Origin of the sequence: Pseudomonas sp. A-RE-19 (genome assembly GCF_019956555.1) — a bacterium.
GTDB lineage: Bacteria > Pseudomonadota > Gammaproteobacteria > Pseudomonadales > Pseudomonadaceae > Aquipseudomonas.
Map to the genome: position 1 here is coordinate 216,379 of NZ_JAHBDQ010000044.1, position 18,993 is coordinate 235,371.

Sequence of the window (18,993 nt, forward strand, 5' to 3'; positions counted from 1 at the left end):
CAGAGGATGGCTGCACACCAATCTGGTGTTCACCAAGGAGCGGAGAAGATGGAAAGGTCCACTGAACATGGCGAATTATCGGTTTTGAAACCTCCACAATTCGCCATCAAGCAAAGTCCCGTACCACCGGTCCTGCCATCTTCATGGGAGTGCACCGCTCTACTGCATCCATACAGCCCACCATCCACTGACGGTGTACAAGACACACCATTCTTTCAGCTTTGCGTTGCGTCAATCAGCTACATCGAAGGACAGATTCTCTCTATCCAGGTGGTTGGCATGGACGGTCAAACGTGGTGGTACAAGGTCACACAGACCACCACCGTACTCTCACGAGATGAGGGTGTGACCTGGACGGACAACCTTGACATAGGTTGGACGCTGCCTGGCACAGAGTGGCTCACTCCTACCCAAAGCCCAACTTACTTTGCGACCAGTTACCTTAACTGGATGCAGGCGCAGGAGGTAGATTGGTGGAAACAGTCGGTCGCTAACTCTAATGCGACCACTTGGATCTGGTTCGATCATTCCAGCGGGCTGCCGTTTCGGATGATGTTCGGCGCGCCGCCAAAAAACCCTTTGGTCGGAGACCAAAATCAGTTGGCATTCTTCCAGAACTTCTCGTTCACATATTTTCCGGGATTTTCGGCGGTCGAGAACCCAAATGTCGACACTTGGACTCCGCCGGTCATTCCCGGATTTCAGGCCGGCAATCCTGGTGGCCAGTCGCTCCCGCTCTGGAATGACCACTTCGCGATGACCACGTTCATGACGCCAGTGGATTCGGCAAGCTTTCCGTTGCCGACCAATGTGTTTTATCAGTGGAAACCCGACAACGCTTACGGAGAGGCGACAGATCGTGCCCAAGTGACGTGGATGTCATACCAGTACAACCCAACTGCTGGATACGAAACTTCTGTTGCGCTACTTTTCGGCGCGCCGCCAAATGGAATGCCCGCTCCACCGAATGCCGGGGACGGCTATATTTTTAACCAATCGGAGATTCTAAATCAGGGAGTTCCAACGCCATTGGTTTTTTCTTGTCAGAACATTGGAATGGGGCAGGAGCCGCCGGACTGGGCAAGTATTCCCGCTGTACAGGGAACGATTCACGCCTCAGTGACGGACAACGCAGCGCTTTCGCCAGGTAATCAGGTCAACATCATTTCGGTGCTTTTTCCACCCTCGGACGAATATGAGCAGGGCCGTTACTTGTGGACGTGGTACAGCCCTTTCCCCGGTTCGGACGGTAGCAATAGCCGACCTGTGACATTCATGGAATCGGCATCTTCCATTGCTGAAGGCGGAACTAGCCTGGCACTTGCTGACTACTTCGACTACACGGTTTCGCCGAACTGGTATCCGCCGTATCTCTTTGATGTGCCACAGAAATGTCTGGTCCCTCAGAAAGAAAAACCTTGATTCCGAGCAGTGGCTGGCGCGCTCTACAGTCGGCCATCTGCATAGGGATATCGCTTGGCGGCGCCTGTATGGCGCTCGCCGGGTCACTTACGACGGGCACGTATGACTGTCTTCTCTCGATCCAGTGGAATGCGGGCTATTCAGCGACGCCACGATCCCTCGGGCAATTCGACCTGCCGCTGGGCCGCAGCCAAGGCAACCTTCAGCCCCTCTTTATCCAGCGGTATGCAGTAGGCGGGTTTCGCCCGTTCGAATCGCCAGCTTCCATCAAGGCTGCCCGCATCTACCGCGTCGAATCCAATCTCGTCCAGCAACGTGATCACCAGCGCTTTCGCCGCCGGATCATCCGCCGCGATCGGCAGTGCGCGCCGGTCGGGCGCCGCTTTCGGGCGCGAGTCTTGCGTCAGGTCCTGGGCGAGGATGGCATTGAACACCTTGACCACTCTGGAGTGGGGCAGTTGCTCGGCGAGCAGGCGGCTGGTGGTGGTTTCGAATCGGTCGAGAGCTCCAATGTGACCGTCGCGTTCCGGGTAGTAGTTGTTGGCATCCAGCACGGTTTTGCCCTCTAGCCACTTGGCTGGCACGCTTCGGTAATGCGCAAGAGGAATTGCCACGAGCACCACGTCGCCAAATTGTGCAGCCTCCTCGACAGTGCCGACCTGACTGCCAGGTATGCCACTGAGCACGCTGCTCATGGTCTGTGGCCCACGTGAATTGCTGAGCATCGCCTCGTGTCCCGCCGCGATGACCAACTGCGCCACTGCACGTCCGATGAAGCCTGCCCCGATAATGCCGATACGCATGTCCTTGCTCCGCTGGTTGATAAGAAGAAACCATGATGATTGCCAACCAAAGGCAGATAAATAATCATCGGCTACTTAGTCTCGTTACCAGGAGTGTTGAATGATGGATCGTCTGACGAGCATGGGGGCGTTTGTGATGGCGGCGGAATCCGGCTCCTATGCCAGCGCCGCCGAGCGATTGGGCCTGTCGCCGCAGATGGTGGCCAAGCATGTTGCCGCGCTTGAGCAGCGCCTGGGTGCACGGCTACTGAACCGTACCACCCGACGCCAGAGCCTGACTGAGTTGGGCAGCGCTTACTACGAACGTTGCAAGCATATTTTGAGCGAGGCTCAGGCTGCCGATTCCCTTGCGCAGATCATGAATGACACCCCCCGCGGCAAACTGAAAATCAGCGCTCCCGTAACGTTTGGCTCCTATAGCCTCATGCCCTTTGTGACGGAGTTTTTGCGTCAACACCCGGAGGTCGAAATCGATCTGCATTTGACGGATCGCTTTGTCGATCTGGTGGAGGAGGGTTATGAAGTGACTTTCAGGATCGGCCCATTGGCCACGTCCAGTTTGACCGCCAGGCCGTTGGCGCCTTATCGATTGGTAGCCTGTGCGGCACCGAGCTATCTGACCGACCGCGGAGTGCCGCAGATACCGAGTGATCTGAAGAACCATGAGTGTCTGGGGTATGCCTATTGGTCCCGGCCGGCCGACCGCGAATGGGTCTTCTGCAAAGGCTCCGCAGTTGAGCGGGTACAAGTCGTCAGTCGATTGCAGGTCAACGAGAGCAAAGCGTTGCTGTCGGCAGCGCTGGACGGGTTCGGGATTGTCCTCGGCCCCGAAGACTTTCTCGAGCCCGCGTTGCGCAGCGGCGAGTTGGTTCGACTGTTAGCTGATTACGAAGCACCGAGCCGGCAAATGCATTTGCTCTACACGGCCAATCGTCAGAAAACCGCCAAGCTGCGACGATTTATCGATGCTGCGCTCGTCCGCTTTGGTGTTGCTTCATTAGCCAGTTGAACCCGCAACCCAAAGCGGACAGATCGACCCGGTCTCGAGCCGATCTCTCCAGGCCGGTTAGAAACACCAATCCTCAGCACGAACGACGCGGCAAAATGGTCCCGCCAGGGTTGCATTGTGATGCGCGACAATATTTTCAGCCTTCAACGCAGGGGTGTCGGAGCAGGTATGAGCATCGGCGATCAGCACTGCATCGAACCCAAGATCTCGTGCGGCGCGGCAGGTGCTGTCGACACAGTACTGGGTCTTCATTCCGGCAATAACCACGCCTTGAGATCCACACGCTTTTAGCCGATCGGCCAGGTCTGTCATGGCGAAAGCGTTGGGGCGGCTTTTTTCGAAGATCACTTCGTCGCCTTGTAGCAGCAGTTCCTGCACCAGTTGCGTCAACGGGCTTCCAGGTTCGATAGGCGAGCCAGGCGGGCCAGGCGGGCCTACATGGCGAGCTAGAAAAATGGGTGCGCCGGCCTTCCGGGCTTTGCTCAGCAGGCTATTCAAAGTGTTCAGCAGCGCTTCGCCAGCCCATGGTTTATCCGGGCCATGAAACAATCCAACCTGCATATCGAGAATCAACAGTGCATACATAGTGCTTTTCCTTGCGTTTGGACCAGCGACACAAGGGCAAAAGAAAAGGCCCTGTCCATCACTGGCGGGCCTTTGAAGTTCGTGTGTTTTAGCTCACGACACCTCTCACGACCCGCCTCGGGCGGTCGTGGTAGTGGTGCTCGAGGCAATGCGTGGCTGATTCATGACGCTGACAGTATCTGCACGGTAACTGGTTGGCAAGGGGACGTGACCTGCGCGACGGTGACTACTTGTAGGGTCCGCTTATGGCCTTGATGAAAAGATCGAGTTACCCATGCATGTACAGAAGCGCGTCGATCAGGTCGAGTTCTGGTTGCGTGAATTGCACATTGTTGAATCTTCTAACTTGCTCGAGTACTCCCCTGATGGGTACTTGGCGCGAAGTGTCTTCAACTATCTCGATCAGACGGTCGTACTCAGGATCTCTGCCTTTCAGGTATTTATGAGTCAGTTCTTTGAGCGATAAGCGGGCCTGTTGGTCGGTCAGCACGCTTGGGCACAAGCTTGTCATGAGCATATCTTCTTTGAGATCGGCTTGTTCTCCTGAACGCTTACCGCTGCAAGGAGGCCGGTTCGAACTACCAGATTCAGAGCTGCATCATTGGCAGTGGGCTCAGTGGGTTCGTTAGCAGTCGCTTGAGCGAAAGCTGAACTAAGCGAAAGTGAAATCCTGCATCAGGAAAGGTGGAGAATACCTCACGTCGCTTCTGTCGTGAGAGTCCAAAAGTAACCGCGCCGCGGGATAGGTCGATCCAATCGGCTTTCCGAAATACCTCTGCAAGGCTCTGTGGATCGGTATGGGACCGAGTTACTTTATGGTGGTTGTGAATGATCAATATTATTTCATCCACCCAATCTCGTTTGTCGCACGCGCTGGGCGGGGCGACCATGTACGAAGCCACCAAACCCGATCACAAGGAGTTTTTCAGTATCGGGCTCGAGTTGGCCGAGGATGATCCGAGCGTGCTTGCCGGGGCAGACCTGTTGAGGGTGGTGGCGGCGGGGCTGGGTATCGACGAAGATTTTTTCACCGACAAATACACCAAGCCCTTCCAGCGCACCCAGATGGTTTATTACCCGCCGCAACCACCCCAGGCTGAAGCCGATCAGTTCGGGGTTGCGCCTCACACCGACTACGGTTGCATCACGTTGCTGTACCAGGACAACAGTGGTGGCTTGCAAGTCCGGGAACTCGGCTCCAATCGCTGGATCGATGCCACGCCGATTCCTGGCAGCCTGGTGGTGAACGTTGGTGACCTGTTGGCGCGCTGGTCCAACGATCGTTTTCGCTCGACGCTGCATCGGGTAATCAATGCATCAGGTCACGAGCGTTACTCCATCGCGACGTTCTTCGACCCAACCTACGGTGCCATGGTCGATCCTTGCGAACTGGGGATCGATTCGGCGCTGAGCTTGTATCCGCCGGTGGCGGCGGGGGACTACATACTCAAGCGGATCGACGATTCGATGGCCTATCGCAAGAAGGCTCAGTGAAACACAGCCCGGATCGATCATGATCCCAGTGCATCCTGCCAGCCACGTCGCGCCAGCGGCAGATCCAGCAAGCGCTTGCCGGTGGCATCGCTGATGGCGTTGCCCAGCGCCGCTGCCATGGGGCCCTGGACGATTTCCGCGGCACCGAGAAAAGGCTGATCCGGCTGATCAATCATGTGGACCTCGACCTGTTGCGGCAAATCGGGGAAACGCATGATCGGATAGCCGCTCCAGTCGAAACTATGCATGCCATTGGCGTCATAGAGGATTCGTTCATAGAGCGTCCAGCTGGCGGACTGCACAATGCCACCCTGGACTTGATTGAGCAGCCCATCGGGGCTGACGATTTGCCCCACATCGACGGCGGCGACGACTCGATCGATGGTCACCTGCCCGGTCTGGCGCTGTACATGTAACTGCACGGCGATAGCGCAGTAACCCATGATGTTTTTATAGCGGGCGAAGGCGAAGCCGATTCCGCTGCCGGGGCCAGGTGCCTTTTGCGGCCAACCGAAGGCACTGGCCACACGTTCCACCACCGCCCGTGCCCGTGGATCGCTCAGGTGATGCAGGCGAAATTGCACCGGATCCACGGTGGCCTGCGCCGCCAGTTCATCCAGGGTGCTCTCGATAGCGAAAACGTTGATGTGGGCGCCGAGTGAACGCATGGCCGAGGTCCTGAACGGCATGCTCAGAACGAAGTTCAGATCGACCTTCAGGTTGGGTATTTCATACAGTGGAGTCGCGTTACGGTCACCGTCCCCCTCGGGTTGAGCGATCGGGATCGAAGGGGCAGGGGTGAAGGGGCTTGCCAATAGCCAGGCCGGCAACAGGCGTCCGGCATTGACGATGCGTTCGTTATGCGGAGTACTCCAGAGTTCGTATTTCCAATCACGAAGGCGCCCGTTGTTGTCCAGTCCCGCTTCTACTTCGGCGAGCATGGCTGAGCTGTAGGGCTCCCAGAGATTTTCCTGTTCGCGCATCCATTGCACGCGTATCGGCTTGCCGGGCATGGCCATGGCGATCAGCGCGGCATCGGCTGCGGCGTCATCCGCGCCATTGTGGCCATAGCAACCGGAGCCTTCCGCGTGGATGCAACGCACCTGAGCCACCGGCAGGCCGACCATCTCGGCGAGCCCGGTGCGTAGAGGATAGACGCCCTGGGTGTGGGTCCAGACGGTCAGCGTTCCGTCCTGGAGCCAGGCCACTGCGCAGGACGGCCCGATTGAACCGTGCATGAGGTATTGCTTGGTCACCCGTGCCTTATAGGCGCGCGGCACAGGTTGCGTGAGGTCACCCTTGGCGCTCACCGGGTAGCGCCGCGCCGGCAATTCGGTGAGGAGTTGATGGATGTGTTTCGAGTCAGGTAGCGGATTACCTTCTGTCCAGCGGGCAGTGGCGTAGCCCTCGCGCATCGCTTTGATCGCCAGCCATTCATCGGTGGCGACCACGGCGAGGTAACTGCCGTTGCGGACCAGTTTCACCACACCGGGGAGTTTCTTGAGGGTGGCCTCGTCGATGTCCAGAAGCTGGCTGCCGCGCCGGGGTGGACGTATCACGCGGGCATGCAGCATATCGGGCAGACGCATGTCCTGCACATAGGCGGCACCGCCACTGACCTTGGCTGGAATGTCCAGTCGAGGCAATGATTTGCCGATCAGGGTGAAGCTGCTGGCTGGCTTGAAGGGGGAACTGGCTGATGCGAAGCGATGCAGTTGAACCCCCACCACCGCTTGTGCGTAGGTCATGCTGCGGCCTTGCGCATCGTAGATCACGGCGTCCCGCGTGCTCAGGCTGTCGATTTTCTGCAGCCATTGCCGTGCCGCGGACTCGAGTAACAACTGACGCACCTGGGCCGCGGCATTGTAAAGCGCGGTGCCGCTGTCGACGATCGAGTGACTGCCGGCGGTATAACCTTCATTGGGGGTCTGCGCGGTGTCGGCGGTGAGAAAACGGATGAGGCCTGGTGACACTTCCAGGCGTTCGGCGGCGATCTGCAGGAGCGCAGTTTTGACGCCGGTGCCCAGCTCCACTTTGCCGGTGTAGACGGTGATGCCCTCTTTCGCGTCAATGCGGATCCAGGCGTCCAGATAGGGCGTGGCCCGCAGGCTACCCGGCAGGTCAGGCGCCAGGATGGCTGTCCCCAAGGTGTCCACTTCGGTGTCAGCGAAGGCGCGCGGCATACCGGGAAGCATCGCGAACCCCATCACCAATGCTCCATTTATCACGAAGGCGCGGCGACTCAGATTGACGTTTTGCATTGAGGTTTTCATACCTTGCCCCCCTGCGCGATGACCGACTTGATAGCGTCGAGGATCCGCACATGGGTGCCGCAGCGGCACAAGTTGGGAGCCATGTGGCGACGAATCGTTTCATCATCTGGATGAGGGTTGGCCTCCAGCAAAGCCTGCGCTCGTACGATCATTCCCGCGATGCAATAACCGCACTGGGCCGCCTGGACGTCGATAAACGCTTTTTGCAACGGCCCCGGTTGGTCGGCGCTGCCCAGGCTCTCCACGGTACGCACCGATTTGCCCGCCAACGCGCCACACGGTGTCAGGCATGAAAACACCGGTTGGTCGTTCACCAACACCGTGCAAGCGCCGCACTGCCCCAAACCGCAGCCGTATTTGGCGCCATTGAGCCCCATTTGATTGCGCAAGGCATACAGCAGCGGCATGTCGTCCGGGATGTCCAGCTCATGAATCTTGCCGTTGACGTTGAGTGTGATCATGGTTGCTGTTCCTGCGCCCGAATGCTCTTGATAGTCTTCTCCAGATCCGTCCAGGGCCTGGTCGCGCAGCGCTCGTTGCGCAAATACTCGGCAATTGCAGCCAGATGGGTATCGTCCAGATTTTGCGCAAAGGCAGGCATGTAGTGGCTGGCAGCCGCGGTGGACATCGGGATGCCCTGAAGGAGGGTCTGGATCAGGTTACGTGGTGAGTCGGCCGTCACTGCCGAGGTCTGCACCAGGGCGGGCCTTGACTCAATGACGCGCATCGGCGCGGCAGTACCGTGACAGCTAGCGCAGGCACCGTCGAACAGCGAGGCCCCCATCAGAGCCTTGGCACTGGGCTTGGCCTCAGGGGTGCAGGGCGGCAACGTCACACCCGAGGAGGTGTTTTTGAGGTCGAGGACATACTGTGCGATGGCATGGGCATCTTCCGCTGGCAACTGAGCGATGCTCAGGCTGACGGGCAACATCGGGCCCGCCGCTGCGCCGTGTCCGTCGGCGACCTCGCCAGTCAGATAGGCGACCAACTGAGCTTCATTCCAGGGATGCTCCGCAGTGGCCATTCCTCGCAGGGCAGGGGCCGTCCAGCCGTCGACGATACCGCCATTGAACAGTTCGCTGGTTTTCTCCCCACCAATCAAGTTCAGGGGCGAATGGCAGGACGAACAGTGTCCTGGGCCTTCGACCAGATAGCGTCCGCGGTTCCACCGCGCTGACTGGTCGAGAACGTTTGCCAGCGGGTTGCCCTGCAGGAACAGCAGGTTCCAGAAAGACACCAGCGGACGGAAGTTCATGGGGAAGATCATGCGGTTTTCCGGTGCGGTGTATTTGACCGGGTCCACGCTCATCAGGAAGGCATAGGCATCCGCGATGTCTGCATCGGTCATCTTTCGGTAATGCACGTAGGGGAAGGCCGGATAGAGAAAATGACCGTCGCGCGCGATGCCTTCACGCATGGCCCGTTCAAAGGCGTCCAGCGACCATTGACCGATACCGGTTTCCCGGTCCGGGGTGATGTTGGTGGTGAAGAGTGCTCCGAAGGGCGTTACCAGCGGCAAACCGCCGGCCATGTAAGCGCCCCCTGGCCGTGTGTGGCAGACCGCACAGTCCCCCGCTTCGACGATTCGTCGGCCTCTGTCCAGGGATTCGTGGCTTGCACTCTGAGGCTGGCTGACAGGGGAAATTTCCGGCCTCCACATCATCCAGAATGCGAACCCTGCCCCCACGACGCCGATCGCCAGAATGGCACCGATGATCGTCCTACGCTTCATCGCCTTACCTCTCGAGCTGTGTAAACGACAGATTTTTCAATCCGCCGCGTGCGATGGCGTACGGCGACTTTCTATGGAGTGAGCTTAGCGACGGCGGTTGTGATGGAGTACCCCTTCAAAGAGCAACGCTACTTTGCGCCAGGCGCAACGCCGCCGGGATTGCAATGCATGACCAGGAAAATTAACAACCGTTAACTCGCGTAACCTGCGCCTTTGTCCAAAAATGGGGCCGCAAGGATTAGAAATGTGTAGATGACCTTGAGGCGTTTCATGGACAAGCTGCTCGCACTGAAAATGTTCATCCAGACAGTCGATTCCAAGGGCTTTTCGTCTGCCGCCAGACAACTCAATCTGGCGACCTCTTCAGTGACCAGAATGATCGACAGGCTTGAGGCTGACCTCGGTACCGTGCTGCTTAATCGCTCTACCCGGCAAGTCACGTTGACTGATGCCGGTAGTGCTTACTACCTGAAAAGTCGGGATATTCTGAATGCCATGGCCGAGGCTGACGAGTCGGTTTCGGATCGAGGTGAAGAGCCCGCAGGACAGCTGCGTATTTCAGTACCTGTGGCGTTTGGGCACCGCCTCATTGCGCCCCATATCTCCTCGCTTTTAGAGCGTTACCCAATGCTCAAATTGGACATGACGCTTTCTGACGATATCGTCGATTTGCTCGGCGAACGCATCGACCTGTCGATCCGCTTAGGATCTCCAGCGGCCATGGACGATGTGGTCAGTCGCCCCATCGGTAGCTTTCGGCGCCGGGTAGTCGCCAGCGCTGAGTATCTGAATGCTCGAGGATTTCCCGACCAGCCCATGGACCTCATGCAACACGAGTGCATGTGCTTCAGTTACGGCGCACAGCAACAGGTCTGGACATTTACAGATAAGGGCCAAGAGATTCGTGTGCCCGTCGATGGGCAATTCAAAAGCAACAATGCCGAGGTCTTGCGTGAAGTTGTGCTGGCAGGCAGCGGAGTGGCGCTGTTACCCGATTGGCTTGTCAACGACGACATCGATCGTGGTCGCTTGATCTCCTTGTTCGACGCTTTTGTGGTCAATCCGAACAGCGCCAGTTCGGTGATTTCGGCCCTGTACATGCCCAATCACCGGGGCTCGAAACGTGTCAATGCGTTCATTGATTTCCTCGCCGAATTGCTCAGATCCGAAACTCAGCCTGGCGCGTGATCGCCTCATCGTTGCCTTTTGCGAAACGCAACGTTGTGCAGCAGGTGGATTCTCGGACGGGATTTGGGTGCCTACCTTGTGGGTGTGAAAACCTGGCGGCTTACGCCTTGCCCATTTCCAATCTATGTGGACACACGAAAACATCATGACCGATCACTTGTTCAGCCCGATCAAACTTGGCCAACTCACCCTCAATCACCGCGTCGCCATGGCCCCTCTGACTCGCTCCCGGGCGGGTCAGCCTGGCAACGTACCGACATCGATGAACGTCGAGTACTACCGTCAGCGTGCCAGTGCGGCATTGATCATCACCGAGGCTACTCAGATTTCGCAGCAGGGTCAGGGTTACGCCTGGACACCCGGCATCCACAGCGACGAGCAGATCCAGGGTTGGAAAGCTGTCAGCGAGGCTGTACACGCAGAGGGTGGGCGCATCTTTCTGCAACTCTGGCATGTGGGGAGGGTGTCACACCCGGTATTTCAACCAAACGGCGGCCTGCCTGTGGCACCGACTGCGCAGCCGGTACCCGGAAAGACCTTCATCCAGAATGAACGGGGGGAGGGTGTCTGGGGCGATGTGCCTGTCCCTCAAGAATTGGACATTCCGGGGATTGAAGCGATTATCGCCGACTACCGCAAGGCCGCTCGTAATGCTCTTCTTGCCGGTATGGACGGTGTGGAAATTCACGCAGGTAATGGCTACCTGCTCGACCAATTTATCAACAGCGCCAGCAATCAGCGTCGTGATCGCTACGGTGCAAGTATTGAAAACCGTGCGCGGCTATTGCTCGAAGTCGTGGAAGCCGTGACCGCGGAAATAGGCGCCGAACGCGTTGCTGTTCGCCTGACACCGATGGGGCGTTTCATGGGGATGGGCGATGACACGCCAGAGCAAACCTTTGGCTACATTGCGTCCCGGCTCAATGACTGGAATCTCGCTTACCTGCATCTGGTAGAGCCCATGATGGTCGGCACAGTGCTCGACCAAAGTAACGATCCCCGCTGGGACGCCATCATCAAGCAGCTGCGCACCGACTTCCATGGCGTATTGATGCTGGCGGGTGGTTACACCGGCGAAACGGCCGAACAGGCCATCGCGCAGGGGCGTGCCGACCTCATCGCCTTTGGTCGCCCGTTCATTGCCAACCCCGACTTGCCGGCTCGCTTGCGTGACCGTACCGAACTCAACCTGGCGGACGGCAACAGCTTTTTTGGCGGCGACGCCAAGGGGTATATCGACTATCCGGTGCTGGCATAACGCAGCGTCGAATCCAGATGCCAGGGGAATCACCATTTTGCGAGGAGAACGGTAATGAAGCGTTCAGACGTTCCGAAGGCCTTGATCATTGGTGGTTCTCTGGGTGGTTTGTTCGCCGCCACGGCGTTGCGTGCAATTGGCTGGCAAGTCGATGTTTTCGAGCGATCCCCCGCTGTGATGGATAGCCGTGGCGGTGGCATTGTTCTGCAAACGGATGTCTTACAGCATTTTCGCTATGCGGGCATCAAACATACCAATGCGCTCGGTGTCCGGTCCCATGACCGTCTCTATCTGGATCGAGCCGGTACCGTCGTGCATAAAGAGCCGATGCCGCAAACCCAGACGTCCTGGAACACGCTGTACAACTCATTGGTCTCTGCATTTCCTGCCGAGCACTATCACCGTGGTATGAAGCTGGTTGATCTGGCTCAAAATGAGCAACGAGTGACTGCGATTTTTGAAGATGGCAGCAGCGCCGAGGGAGACCTGTTGGTCGGCGCCGACGGTGCAGGTTCAACCGTGCGAAGTCTGGTGTTGCCAGGGGCGGGATATACATATTCAGGGTATGTGGTCTGGCGTGGTTTGGTCGATGAAGACGAACTTCCAGACTTCGCAAAATCGCAGCTTTACGAGGATTTTGTGTTTCAGCAGGACCCTGAATCGCTGATGTTGGAATACATGGTGCCGGGCTTGAACGGCTCCATTAATCCTGGTGAGCGACGGTTCAACTGGCTCTGGTATTTGAAAGCTGCACAAGGGCCAGAACTTGACGCGGTGCTCACTGATCATGATGGTCATAGGCGTAGCCACTCCATTCCACCAGGGGGCTTGGCCGTCGAACAGGATGCTTACATCCGGGAAAAGGGTGAGCAGCAGGCCAATCCGGCTTTTCGTGAACTGATTCGGCAGACCAAGGATATTTTCGTGCAGGCGATCCTTGATCTCAAAGTCCCTCGAATGGTGTTTGATCGCGTGCTGTTGACTGGCGATGCCGCCTTCGTGCCACGCCCTCACACTGCCGGAAGCACTGCCAAGGCAGCCCAAAATGCACGGTCCCTGGCCCAAGCAATCGACGACATTGGCGACATCGATACAGCCCTGCAGGTCTGGCAGCAACAGCAACTCGCCGAGGGCCAGCGCATGGGGGAGTGGGGCGTGAGTATGGGCAATCGGATCATGGGCATCACCTGATCCTGATTCCCTGACAGCTTCCTGGAAGTTGAATTAGGCTGAAGTGAGGTCGGTGCCTAGCCATAACCAAATTTCGCGTGGTAGTTACCGCCTTCGGATTCGGCGATATCTGGCATATTTGCGTATTTTGACATCCACTAACATCCATTTAAATTAAATAAAAACTATTAAAATCAACTATTTATTAGTATTTTAGTCTTTCTATGTCCAGTCACTACCGCTAGAAGCCAGAGGCCAAGGTATGGGCTGGAGTATGGGCTGGGGTTCCTTTAAATTCCGTCACCATCCTGACAAGAAGGAGGTGATTGATGGCATCACTTACGACGAAAACAGTAGAGAAAATAGTCAGAACAGCAGTGCCCGGATTGACCAATGATGGAGATGGGCTCTACCTAAAAATTAGCCGCACCGGGAGCGCGAGCTGGATTTATCGTTTCAAACTGGCCGGCAGAAGTCGGGACATGGGACTTGGCAGGCATCCAGAGGTCAGCCTTGCAGCAGCTAGGGATAAGGCTGCAGACGCGCGACGGTTAAGCAGGGTAGGGATTGATCCTCTCCAAAACCGGGACGAAGAGCTGGAGCGTTAGCGAGCTGAAAAAGAAGCTGAGCGACTAGCTCTGGAGGCCGCCAAGGTCAAAGCTACAAATTTCAAAGAAGTAGCTGCTGACTACATTTCTACTCATAGGGCTGGATGGAAAAATCCAAAGCATACCCAGCAGTGGGAAAAGACGTTGGCAACCTATGCATTTAAAATCATTGGAAACCTTCCTGCGCACCAGGTTGGCATCGAGCACGTGCTCAAAATTCTCACACCGATTTGGGCAAAGAAACCTGAAACAGCCAACCGTCTGCGGAACCGAATTGAACTGGTGCTCGATGCAGCAAAAGCCAGAGGGTTGCGCGATGGTGAGAACCCTGCGCGTTGGCGCGGGCACCTGGATAAGCTACTTCCTCCTCGAAAAAAAATACACACAGTGAAGCATCACCCAGCAATGTCTTGGGCAGAGCTTCCGGACTTTATGGTGAAGATTGGAGAGTCAGAAGAGCTTAGCTTCAAGGCACTCCGTTTTACTATCTTGACAGCTTGCCGAACGAGCGAAGTATTAGGTGCTACATGGGGAGAGGTTGATTTGGCCGCCGGTGTATGGACCATTCCCGCATCAAGAATGAAAGCAGGTAGAGAGCACAGTGTAGTGGTCTAATGAAACCGGACACCCATTTAGGCGAGAATGCTCGCCAGATAGAGGTGTCTGATGACCAAACAACGTCGTTCCTTTTCCGCTGAATTCAAACGCGAGGCCGCAGGCCTCGTGCTCGATCAAGGCTATAGCCATATCGAAGCCAGCCGCTCGCTTGGGGTGGTCGAGTCCGCGTTGCGTCGCTGGGTTAACCAACTCCAGCAGGAGCGCAACGGCGTGACTCCGCAGAGCAAGGCGCTGACGCCAGAGCAACAGAAAATCCAGGAATTGGAAGCTCGAATCGCTCGCCTTGAGCGGGAGAAATCCATTTTAAAAAAGGCTACCGCGCTCTTGATGTCGGAAGAGCACGAGCGCACGCGCTGATTGATCAACTGAGCCCCCAAGAGCCGGTTGATTGGCTTTGCGCAGTCTTTGATGTCACTCGTTCGTGTTACTACGCCCACCGCCTCAGGCGCCGAACTCCAGACGTTGAGCGGCTGCGGTTGCGCAGCCGGGTTAACGAACTGTTTACGCAAAGTCGAAGCGCCGCCGGTAGCCGCAGCATCGTGTCGATGATGCAGGAAGACGGCGAGCAAATTGGGCGGTTCAAGGTGCGAGGCCTGATGCGGGAACTGGAGTTGGTCAGCAAACAACCTGGATCACATGCCTACAAACAAGCGACGGTTGAGCGGCCTGACATTCCGAACATCTTGAATCGAGAGTTTGATGTGCCGGCGCCGAATCAAGTCTGGTGTGGCGACATCACCTACATCTGGGCTCAAGGGAAATGGCATTACTTGGCTGTCGTTCTGGATCTCTACGCACGCCGAATTGTGGGTTGGGCGCTGTCAAACAAGCCGGATGCGGATCTGGTCATCAAGGCGTTGGACATGGCTTACGAACAGCGTGGCAGGCCTCAAGGACTTCTGTTAGTAGTGGCTGGTAAACATGGACCTGGTCGCGGCGGGTGACGATGTCGCCGGCTCTTTGAGCAACAACCGCCGCGCGTTTGTAGTCGTCGACGCCATGAAGGAATCCACCACGGGGATATACCGCTCCCCACAGATTCGCACTGGTGCGACTGCCAATTTCTCGCACGCCTGGAGTAAGTGCTTCGGGGAATACCAGTTCGGGGATGTTGTGGCGCCAAGCGATGCTGTCCAGTGTGCTGAGAAAATACGGCATGAGGATCTTGCCGGCACCTGGGCAGGCATATCCGGACTGACCAGCGAATTGGCTGAATGCTGCGCCACCGGGATGGCCGATCACATCAGCATTTTTGAATTTTGCGAGGTCATTTTCGTGGCTGATGCCAGCGCTACCGTCGCCGCCGCCGCGAGCGGAAGTATTGGTCGAGCTCATGGCGCTGACTTCCGACCAGGGGTTTTCTCCGGTGTTGCTGTAGCTCGACACTACTGCATCAGGTACGTAGTGACGAATCTTGGGGGAGGTTTCGACTTCGCACCCGAAGTTGGTGCAGTAGAGCCAGTAGCAGATACCGACCACGCGATAGGCCATGCAGTCGGGCGATAGACTAGAGGCTGCAATCGTTGCGGTGTTGAGGGCGGATGCAGATAGTGGAAGTCCCATTGCGGTGGTGACGGCGATAAAGCGAAATAGCTTCGAGTGGCGGAGGGGCATGGTTTTGTTCCTGCGCAAGGCGGTGTGCGCAGTGAAGCAGCGGTAGGGGGGCGTCTTCCCGTCAAAAACGGATACGATGCTGCTCCCTATTGATCGGACTTCTCCTGGACAGAAAAAAGCGCCTGGGAGGGCGCTTTGGAATCGAGTGGTGCCTGATAGTTTCAGGCCGTCTAACTGTTTAGATCAGACCGGCTTCTGCGAAAGAGTAGGGCTCACCTTCTCCGATGATGAAATGGTCCAAAAGACGCACGTTCATCTTTGGCAGCAAATATTTCAGAACCTTAGTGATTTCTTTGTCGCATTGACTCGGATTTGAATCTCCGGAGGGGTGATTGTGGGCGAGGATGATCGCTGCACAGTGATGCTCCAGAGCGCGTTGAAGAATCCGTCTCGGATAGACACTCACCGAATCGATCGTGCCGTAGAACAGCGGTTCGTAGGCCACTACCCGATGGCGAGAATCCAGGAATAGCGCGGAAAATACCTCTTGGGTTTCACCAGCGAGCTGGAGTCGCAAGTATTGACGGACATCTTGCGGTCTTTCGAGGTAAGGACCACGTTTGAACATGCGTTGCTCCAGAATCGAGATGGCTTGCACGATCAGCAGGTCTTCTTGATGTCTGGGGCTGTTCTTTTTTGCCGAGGGGGCAACGGTTGAGAAATTTTTTGCCATGGGAATCTCCGGTGACGAAAAAGGAGGTTCCCGTCCCGAGGGAAGAAACCCCAAGGGAGTGGTGATGTTGGTTGGCCCAAGCAGAGGCAGAAGAAAAGTGCATCCACCATCAAGTAAGCGATGGTCATCCGCTGAATGGATGCTAAGCGAATGTGGTGTTGATCATCGCAGCTAGGCTGCGCCGTAGCCTTCAAGACCTGGACTACTTGGGCGTGTTGCTAGCTGACTGGAGGCCAGCGATTCACCGATTTAGTGTCGAACAGATGGATGCCATAGTTCGGATTCAAACCGTATTCGGGTATCCCCGCTTTCTGGATCAGCTGCTGTGAGGTGCATCAGGAGAACGTGCCTCTGCACGTTGGCTAGGGCTAGGCGTACCAGGAACACAAATGGGCTGGATGTACCTGTCATCTTTTCAAATAAATGTGAGATTTCAGAAATCAATTCGACCGGTGAAGCTAGGTCATGGCGGAACGGATGCGGCGGCTAATCTAGAGATCTACCACCTACGCTGCCCGAGGGATGTGCGATTTGCCTATGCAGATGATGTACAACCGGGTGCCTAGATGTGCCTTAGCAGAGGCTTGAGCCGTGTGCTGGGAAACTCGCATGCACGGTTCTTAGGGGGGACGCGGGCAACCGCGTCTGATTACCCGACAACCAGATCCGGCCATGGGCTTTGGGGCGCTCAAATTGGTTGTTCGCCGGGTCTTTACGCAGCGGCAAACGGGCGGCGGCGATCATGAGCCTGATCCAGTCGGCTCGGATGAATGGGCGCGACCCGTATGATTATCTCAAAGATGTGCTTACGGGACTGCCAATGCAGAAAGCGAGTGAGATCGTGCTGCTTCTGCCGCATCACTGGTGCCTACCGAGTCACGCAAATCATGTTGAGCTTGATGGCGTGAGGGGCTTTTCGAAATATACGCGCTCGAAACCGTCCTCAATGCGTTGCGCTACTTTTACATAGCCAAGCTTGGGATAAATCAACAAATTGTCCGTCATCTTCTCATTGGTATAAAGGTGCACTGCATTCATACCACGCTGCCGACCGGCATCCTCGCAAAACCTAATTAGCGATCTACCCACACCGCGTCCAGCTGTACTGGGCAGGACTGCCACATTTTCAAGCAGGATATGCCCCTCATTGGCAAAGAACACAACGAAGCCTTGTAAGGTAGCTTGCTCATCCGTTGCGACGTAGACGAAACCGGCAGCAATCTGAGCCGCAAAATCAGCAACCATCGGGGCTGGTTTGCGCCCAATTGCTTGCACATAACGACCGTAGGCTTGTTCAGCGCAATTTCTAATGTCGGGTTCATCGCTTGCCTCGGCTAACCGGATCATGGCGATCTCTTCAAATGCTGGGGTTTCATATTGTCCGACTGGTATCCTTTTTCGCAACACCTAAACGGCCTTCGATGGCCCTATACACTCAGCGTCCAGCTACGGGACGGCTCTCCTCGCGCCAGTCTAATCTCCCAAGGTGTTTTGACTTGACGGTTACGCACAAGTAGGCGTCCGTCTACTTACGCAAGGAGTGTTTGCCGAACACTTACCGACAACGTGCGCTGCGCGCTTGTCAAGCTGGATGAAAACTTGGAGTTCATCGAGACGGAATCACAGAGCTTTCAACCTCTGGCCGGCCACGTAGCTGAGCAGGTTGGAGCAGGTCAGATCGACGTCGCAACGTGATACGGTAGAAAACCGCATTGGAGTAGCCACCGCGGTGATAGGGACAGGAAGAGAACGTATGCAACTCGAAGTTAGCGGCAACTGGATTTTCGGGAGCGAGATAAAGTTTGAGGTTGAATATCCTGCCCTTGAAGCCGTATTGGTCAACGGGCGGGTGCTTGTGACGTTTGATTGGATGGCTTTTGAGAGGAATGCTCCTGCGCAAAATCTTTTTTGCTACGACTTGTCAGGTAATCTACTTTGGCGAGCGCCAGGTATTGGAATGGGGGCCATAGATGCCTATACCGGTGTAACGAACGAGGAGCCACTTTGGGTAGGAAATTTTTCTGGATGCAATTGCCGGATAGATGAAACATCTGGCCAGGTTTTAGAGACTTGCTTCACGAAATAAACACTGCCCGCGTCTCCGAAGACCAACTTCACCACACGTTAAAGTAAGCATCGCTAGCTATGGTCATCGCTCACATTTAAACCATCCGGACCGAAGTGAGATTCCATCACTTTACCTTGTCCGACTAATACCCACAGATGCGGCAGCAGTTGGTCGATTTCACTTGCCCGTTGAGCCGCGTCGACGCAGCGTGCGAGTGAGATTACCGAGTTGCTGCCGCATAGATGGGCGCCCGTTTAGTTACGCAAGGTGTGAGGGCGGACGATACGTTTTTTCGAAACGGTTTCACCAGATAACGTCAGTTTGCAGCCCGGAACCTAGCAATAGGTGATTTGAGAACACTTACACTGGAAGTGACGACACCGATGCCTGACAGCAAAGGCATTGGTGTCTCTTGCCTGCTCTGGCAGTCTGTCGGGGGTCAACTCATCTCTGGAACGAGGTGACTCATGAACGTCAG

At 56.3% G+C, this 18,993-nt stretch carries 16 protein-coding genes and 3 pseudogenes; 11 read left to right on the top strand and 8 right to left on the bottom strand.

Going from position 1 to position 18,993, the window contains the following annotated elements; all coding sequences use genetic code 11:
* Positions 1 to 48: 48 nt before the first annotated feature.
* The gene (locus tag KGB14_RS22775) at positions 49 to 1,422 is read left to right on the top strand and encodes a hypothetical protein (RefSeq protein WP_223488936.1); all 1,374 of its coding nucleotides are present in this window, start codon (positions 49 to 51) and stop codon (positions 1,420 to 1,422) included.
* 140 nt (positions 1,423 to 1,562) lie between these two features.
* Here KGB14_RS22775 and KGB14_RS22780 read toward each other — a convergent pair whose 3' ends face one another.
* Positions 1,563 to 2,225, bottom strand: coding sequence for an NADPH-dependent F420 reductase (locus KGB14_RS22780; RefSeq protein WP_223488937.1), 663 nt, complete (start codon positions 2,223 to 2,225; stop codon positions 1,563 to 1,565).
* Between the two features lie 100 nt (positions 2,226 to 2,325).
* Here KGB14_RS22780 and KGB14_RS22785 point away from each other — a divergent pair, with 100 nt between their 5' ends.
* Entirely contained in the window at positions 2,326 to 3,234 is a 909-nt protein-coding gene (locus KGB14_RS22785) for a LysR family transcriptional regulator (RefSeq protein WP_223488938.1), read from the top strand.
* 57 nt (positions 3,235 to 3,291) lie between these two features.
* Here the strand turns inward: KGB14_RS22785 and KGB14_RS22790 are convergent, their stop codons facing one another.
* Positions 3,292 to 3,819: an isochorismatase family protein gene (locus tag KGB14_RS22790; protein WP_223488939.1), complete on the bottom strand. Its 528-nt coding sequence runs from the start codon at positions 3,817 to 3,819 to the stop codon at positions 3,292 to 3,294.
* 828 nt (positions 3,820 to 4,647) lie between these two features.
* Between KGB14_RS22790 and KGB14_RS22795 the strand changes: the two genes are divergently transcribed.
* A complete protein-coding gene (locus KGB14_RS22795) occupies positions 4,648 to 5,313 on the top strand; it encodes an isopenicillin N synthase family dioxygenase (protein WP_223488940.1) in 666 nt (221 codons plus the stop codon).
* Positions 5,314 to 5,330: 17 nt separating this feature from the next.
* Here KGB14_RS22795 and KGB14_RS22800 read toward each other — a convergent pair whose 3' ends face one another.
* Genes KGB14_RS22800 through KGB14_RS22810 form a run of 3 tightly spaced genes read right to left on the bottom strand, consistent with a single transcriptional unit; the run spans position 5,331 to position 9,318 of the window.
* Positions 5,331 to 7,586 carry a xanthine dehydrogenase family protein molybdopterin-binding subunit gene (locus tag KGB14_RS22800; RefSeq protein ID WP_223488941.1) on the bottom strand — a complete coding sequence of 752 codons (2,256 nt, stop codon included), beginning with the start codon at positions 7,584 to 7,586 and terminating at the stop codon, positions 5,331 to 5,333.
* A complete protein-coding gene (locus KGB14_RS22805; RefSeq protein WP_223488942.1) occupies positions 7,583 to 8,047 on the bottom strand; it encodes a (2Fe-2S)-binding protein in 465 nt (154 codons plus the stop codon). The genes KGB14_RS22800 and KGB14_RS22805 overlap by 4 nt, the downstream gene beginning before the upstream one ends.
* Positions 8,044 to 9,318, bottom strand: coding sequence for a c-type cytochrome (locus tag KGB14_RS22810; RefSeq protein ID WP_223488943.1), 1,275 nt, complete (start codon positions 9,316 to 9,318; stop codon positions 8,044 to 8,046). The genes KGB14_RS22805 and KGB14_RS22810 overlap by 4 nt, the downstream gene beginning before the upstream one ends.
* 270 nt (positions 9,319 to 9,588) lie before the next feature.
* On the opposite strand from KGB14_RS22810, the gene KGB14_RS22815 reads away from it, so the two are divergent.
* From KGB14_RS22815 to KGB14_RS22840, 6 genes and pseudogenes are all read left to right on the top strand, one after another.
* Complete coding sequence (locus KGB14_RS22815) at positions 9,589 to 10,506, top strand: LysR family transcriptional regulator (protein ID WP_223488944.1); 918 nt, start codon at positions 9,589 to 9,591, stop codon at positions 10,504 to 10,506.
* A gap of 145 nt (positions 10,507 to 10,651) precedes the next feature.
* Complete coding sequence (locus KGB14_RS22820; RefSeq protein ID WP_223488945.1) at positions 10,652 to 11,764, top strand: alkene reductase; 1,113 nt, start codon at positions 10,652 to 10,654, stop codon at positions 11,762 to 11,764.
* Between the two features lie 54 nt (positions 11,765 to 11,818).
* Complete coding sequence (locus KGB14_RS22825) at positions 11,819 to 12,955, top strand: FAD binding domain-containing protein (protein WP_223488946.1); 1,137 nt, start codon at positions 11,819 to 11,821, stop codon at positions 12,953 to 12,955.
* A gap of 308 nt (positions 12,956 to 13,263) precedes the next feature.
* The gene (locus tag KGB14_RS28780; RefSeq protein ID WP_223488947.1) at positions 13,264 to 13,542 is read left to right on the top strand and encodes an Arm DNA-binding domain-containing protein; all 279 of its coding nucleotides are present in this window, start codon (positions 13,264 to 13,266) and stop codon (positions 13,540 to 13,542) included.
* A gap of 30 nt (positions 13,543 to 13,572) precedes the next feature.
* The gene (locus KGB14_RS22835) at positions 13,573 to 14,157 is read left to right on the top strand and encodes a tyrosine-type recombinase/integrase (protein ID WP_411740804.1); all 585 of its coding nucleotides are present in this window, start codon (positions 13,573 to 13,575) and stop codon (positions 14,155 to 14,157) included.
* A 51-nt stretch (positions 14,158 to 14,208) separates the two neighbouring features.
* A pseudogene (locus KGB14_RS22840) lies at positions 14,209 to 15,062 on the top strand (IS3 family transposase); the annotation flags it as partial.
* Between the two features lies 1 nt (position 15,063).
* Here the strand turns inward: KGB14_RS22840 and KGB14_RS22845 are convergent.
* Positions 15,064 to 15,774 (bottom strand): annotated as a pseudogene (locus KGB14_RS22845) (TIGR03756 family integrating conjugative element protein); the annotation flags it as partial.
* 178 nt (positions 15,775 to 15,952) lie between these two features.
* On the bottom strand, positions 15,953 to 16,447 hold the full coding sequence (gene radC / locus KGB14_RS22850; RefSeq protein WP_223488949.1) for a RadC family protein: 495 nt from the start codon (positions 16,445 to 16,447) through the stop codon (positions 15,953 to 15,955).
* 655 nt (positions 16,448 to 17,102) lie between these two features.
* Here radC and KGB14_RS22855 point away from each other — a divergent pair.
* A pseudogene (locus tag KGB14_RS22855) lies at positions 17,103 to 17,312 on the top strand (transposase domain-containing protein); the annotation flags it as partial.
* 20 nt (positions 17,313 to 17,332) lie between these two features.
* Here the strand turns inward: KGB14_RS22855 and KGB14_RS22860 are convergent.
* Positions 17,333 to 17,794 (bottom strand): GNAT family N-acetyltransferase, encoded by a 462-nt coding sequence (locus tag KGB14_RS22860; protein WP_223488950.1) that lies wholly within the window; start codon positions 17,792 to 17,794, stop codon positions 17,333 to 17,335.
* 406 nt (positions 17,795 to 18,200) lie between these two features.
* Here KGB14_RS22860 and KGB14_RS22865 point away from each other — a divergent pair, with 406 nt between their 5' ends.
* Entirely contained in the window at positions 18,201 to 18,533 is a 333-nt protein-coding gene (locus KGB14_RS22865) for a hypothetical protein (RefSeq protein ID WP_223488951.1), read from the top strand.
* Positions 18,534 to 18,993 lie beyond the last annotated feature (460 nt).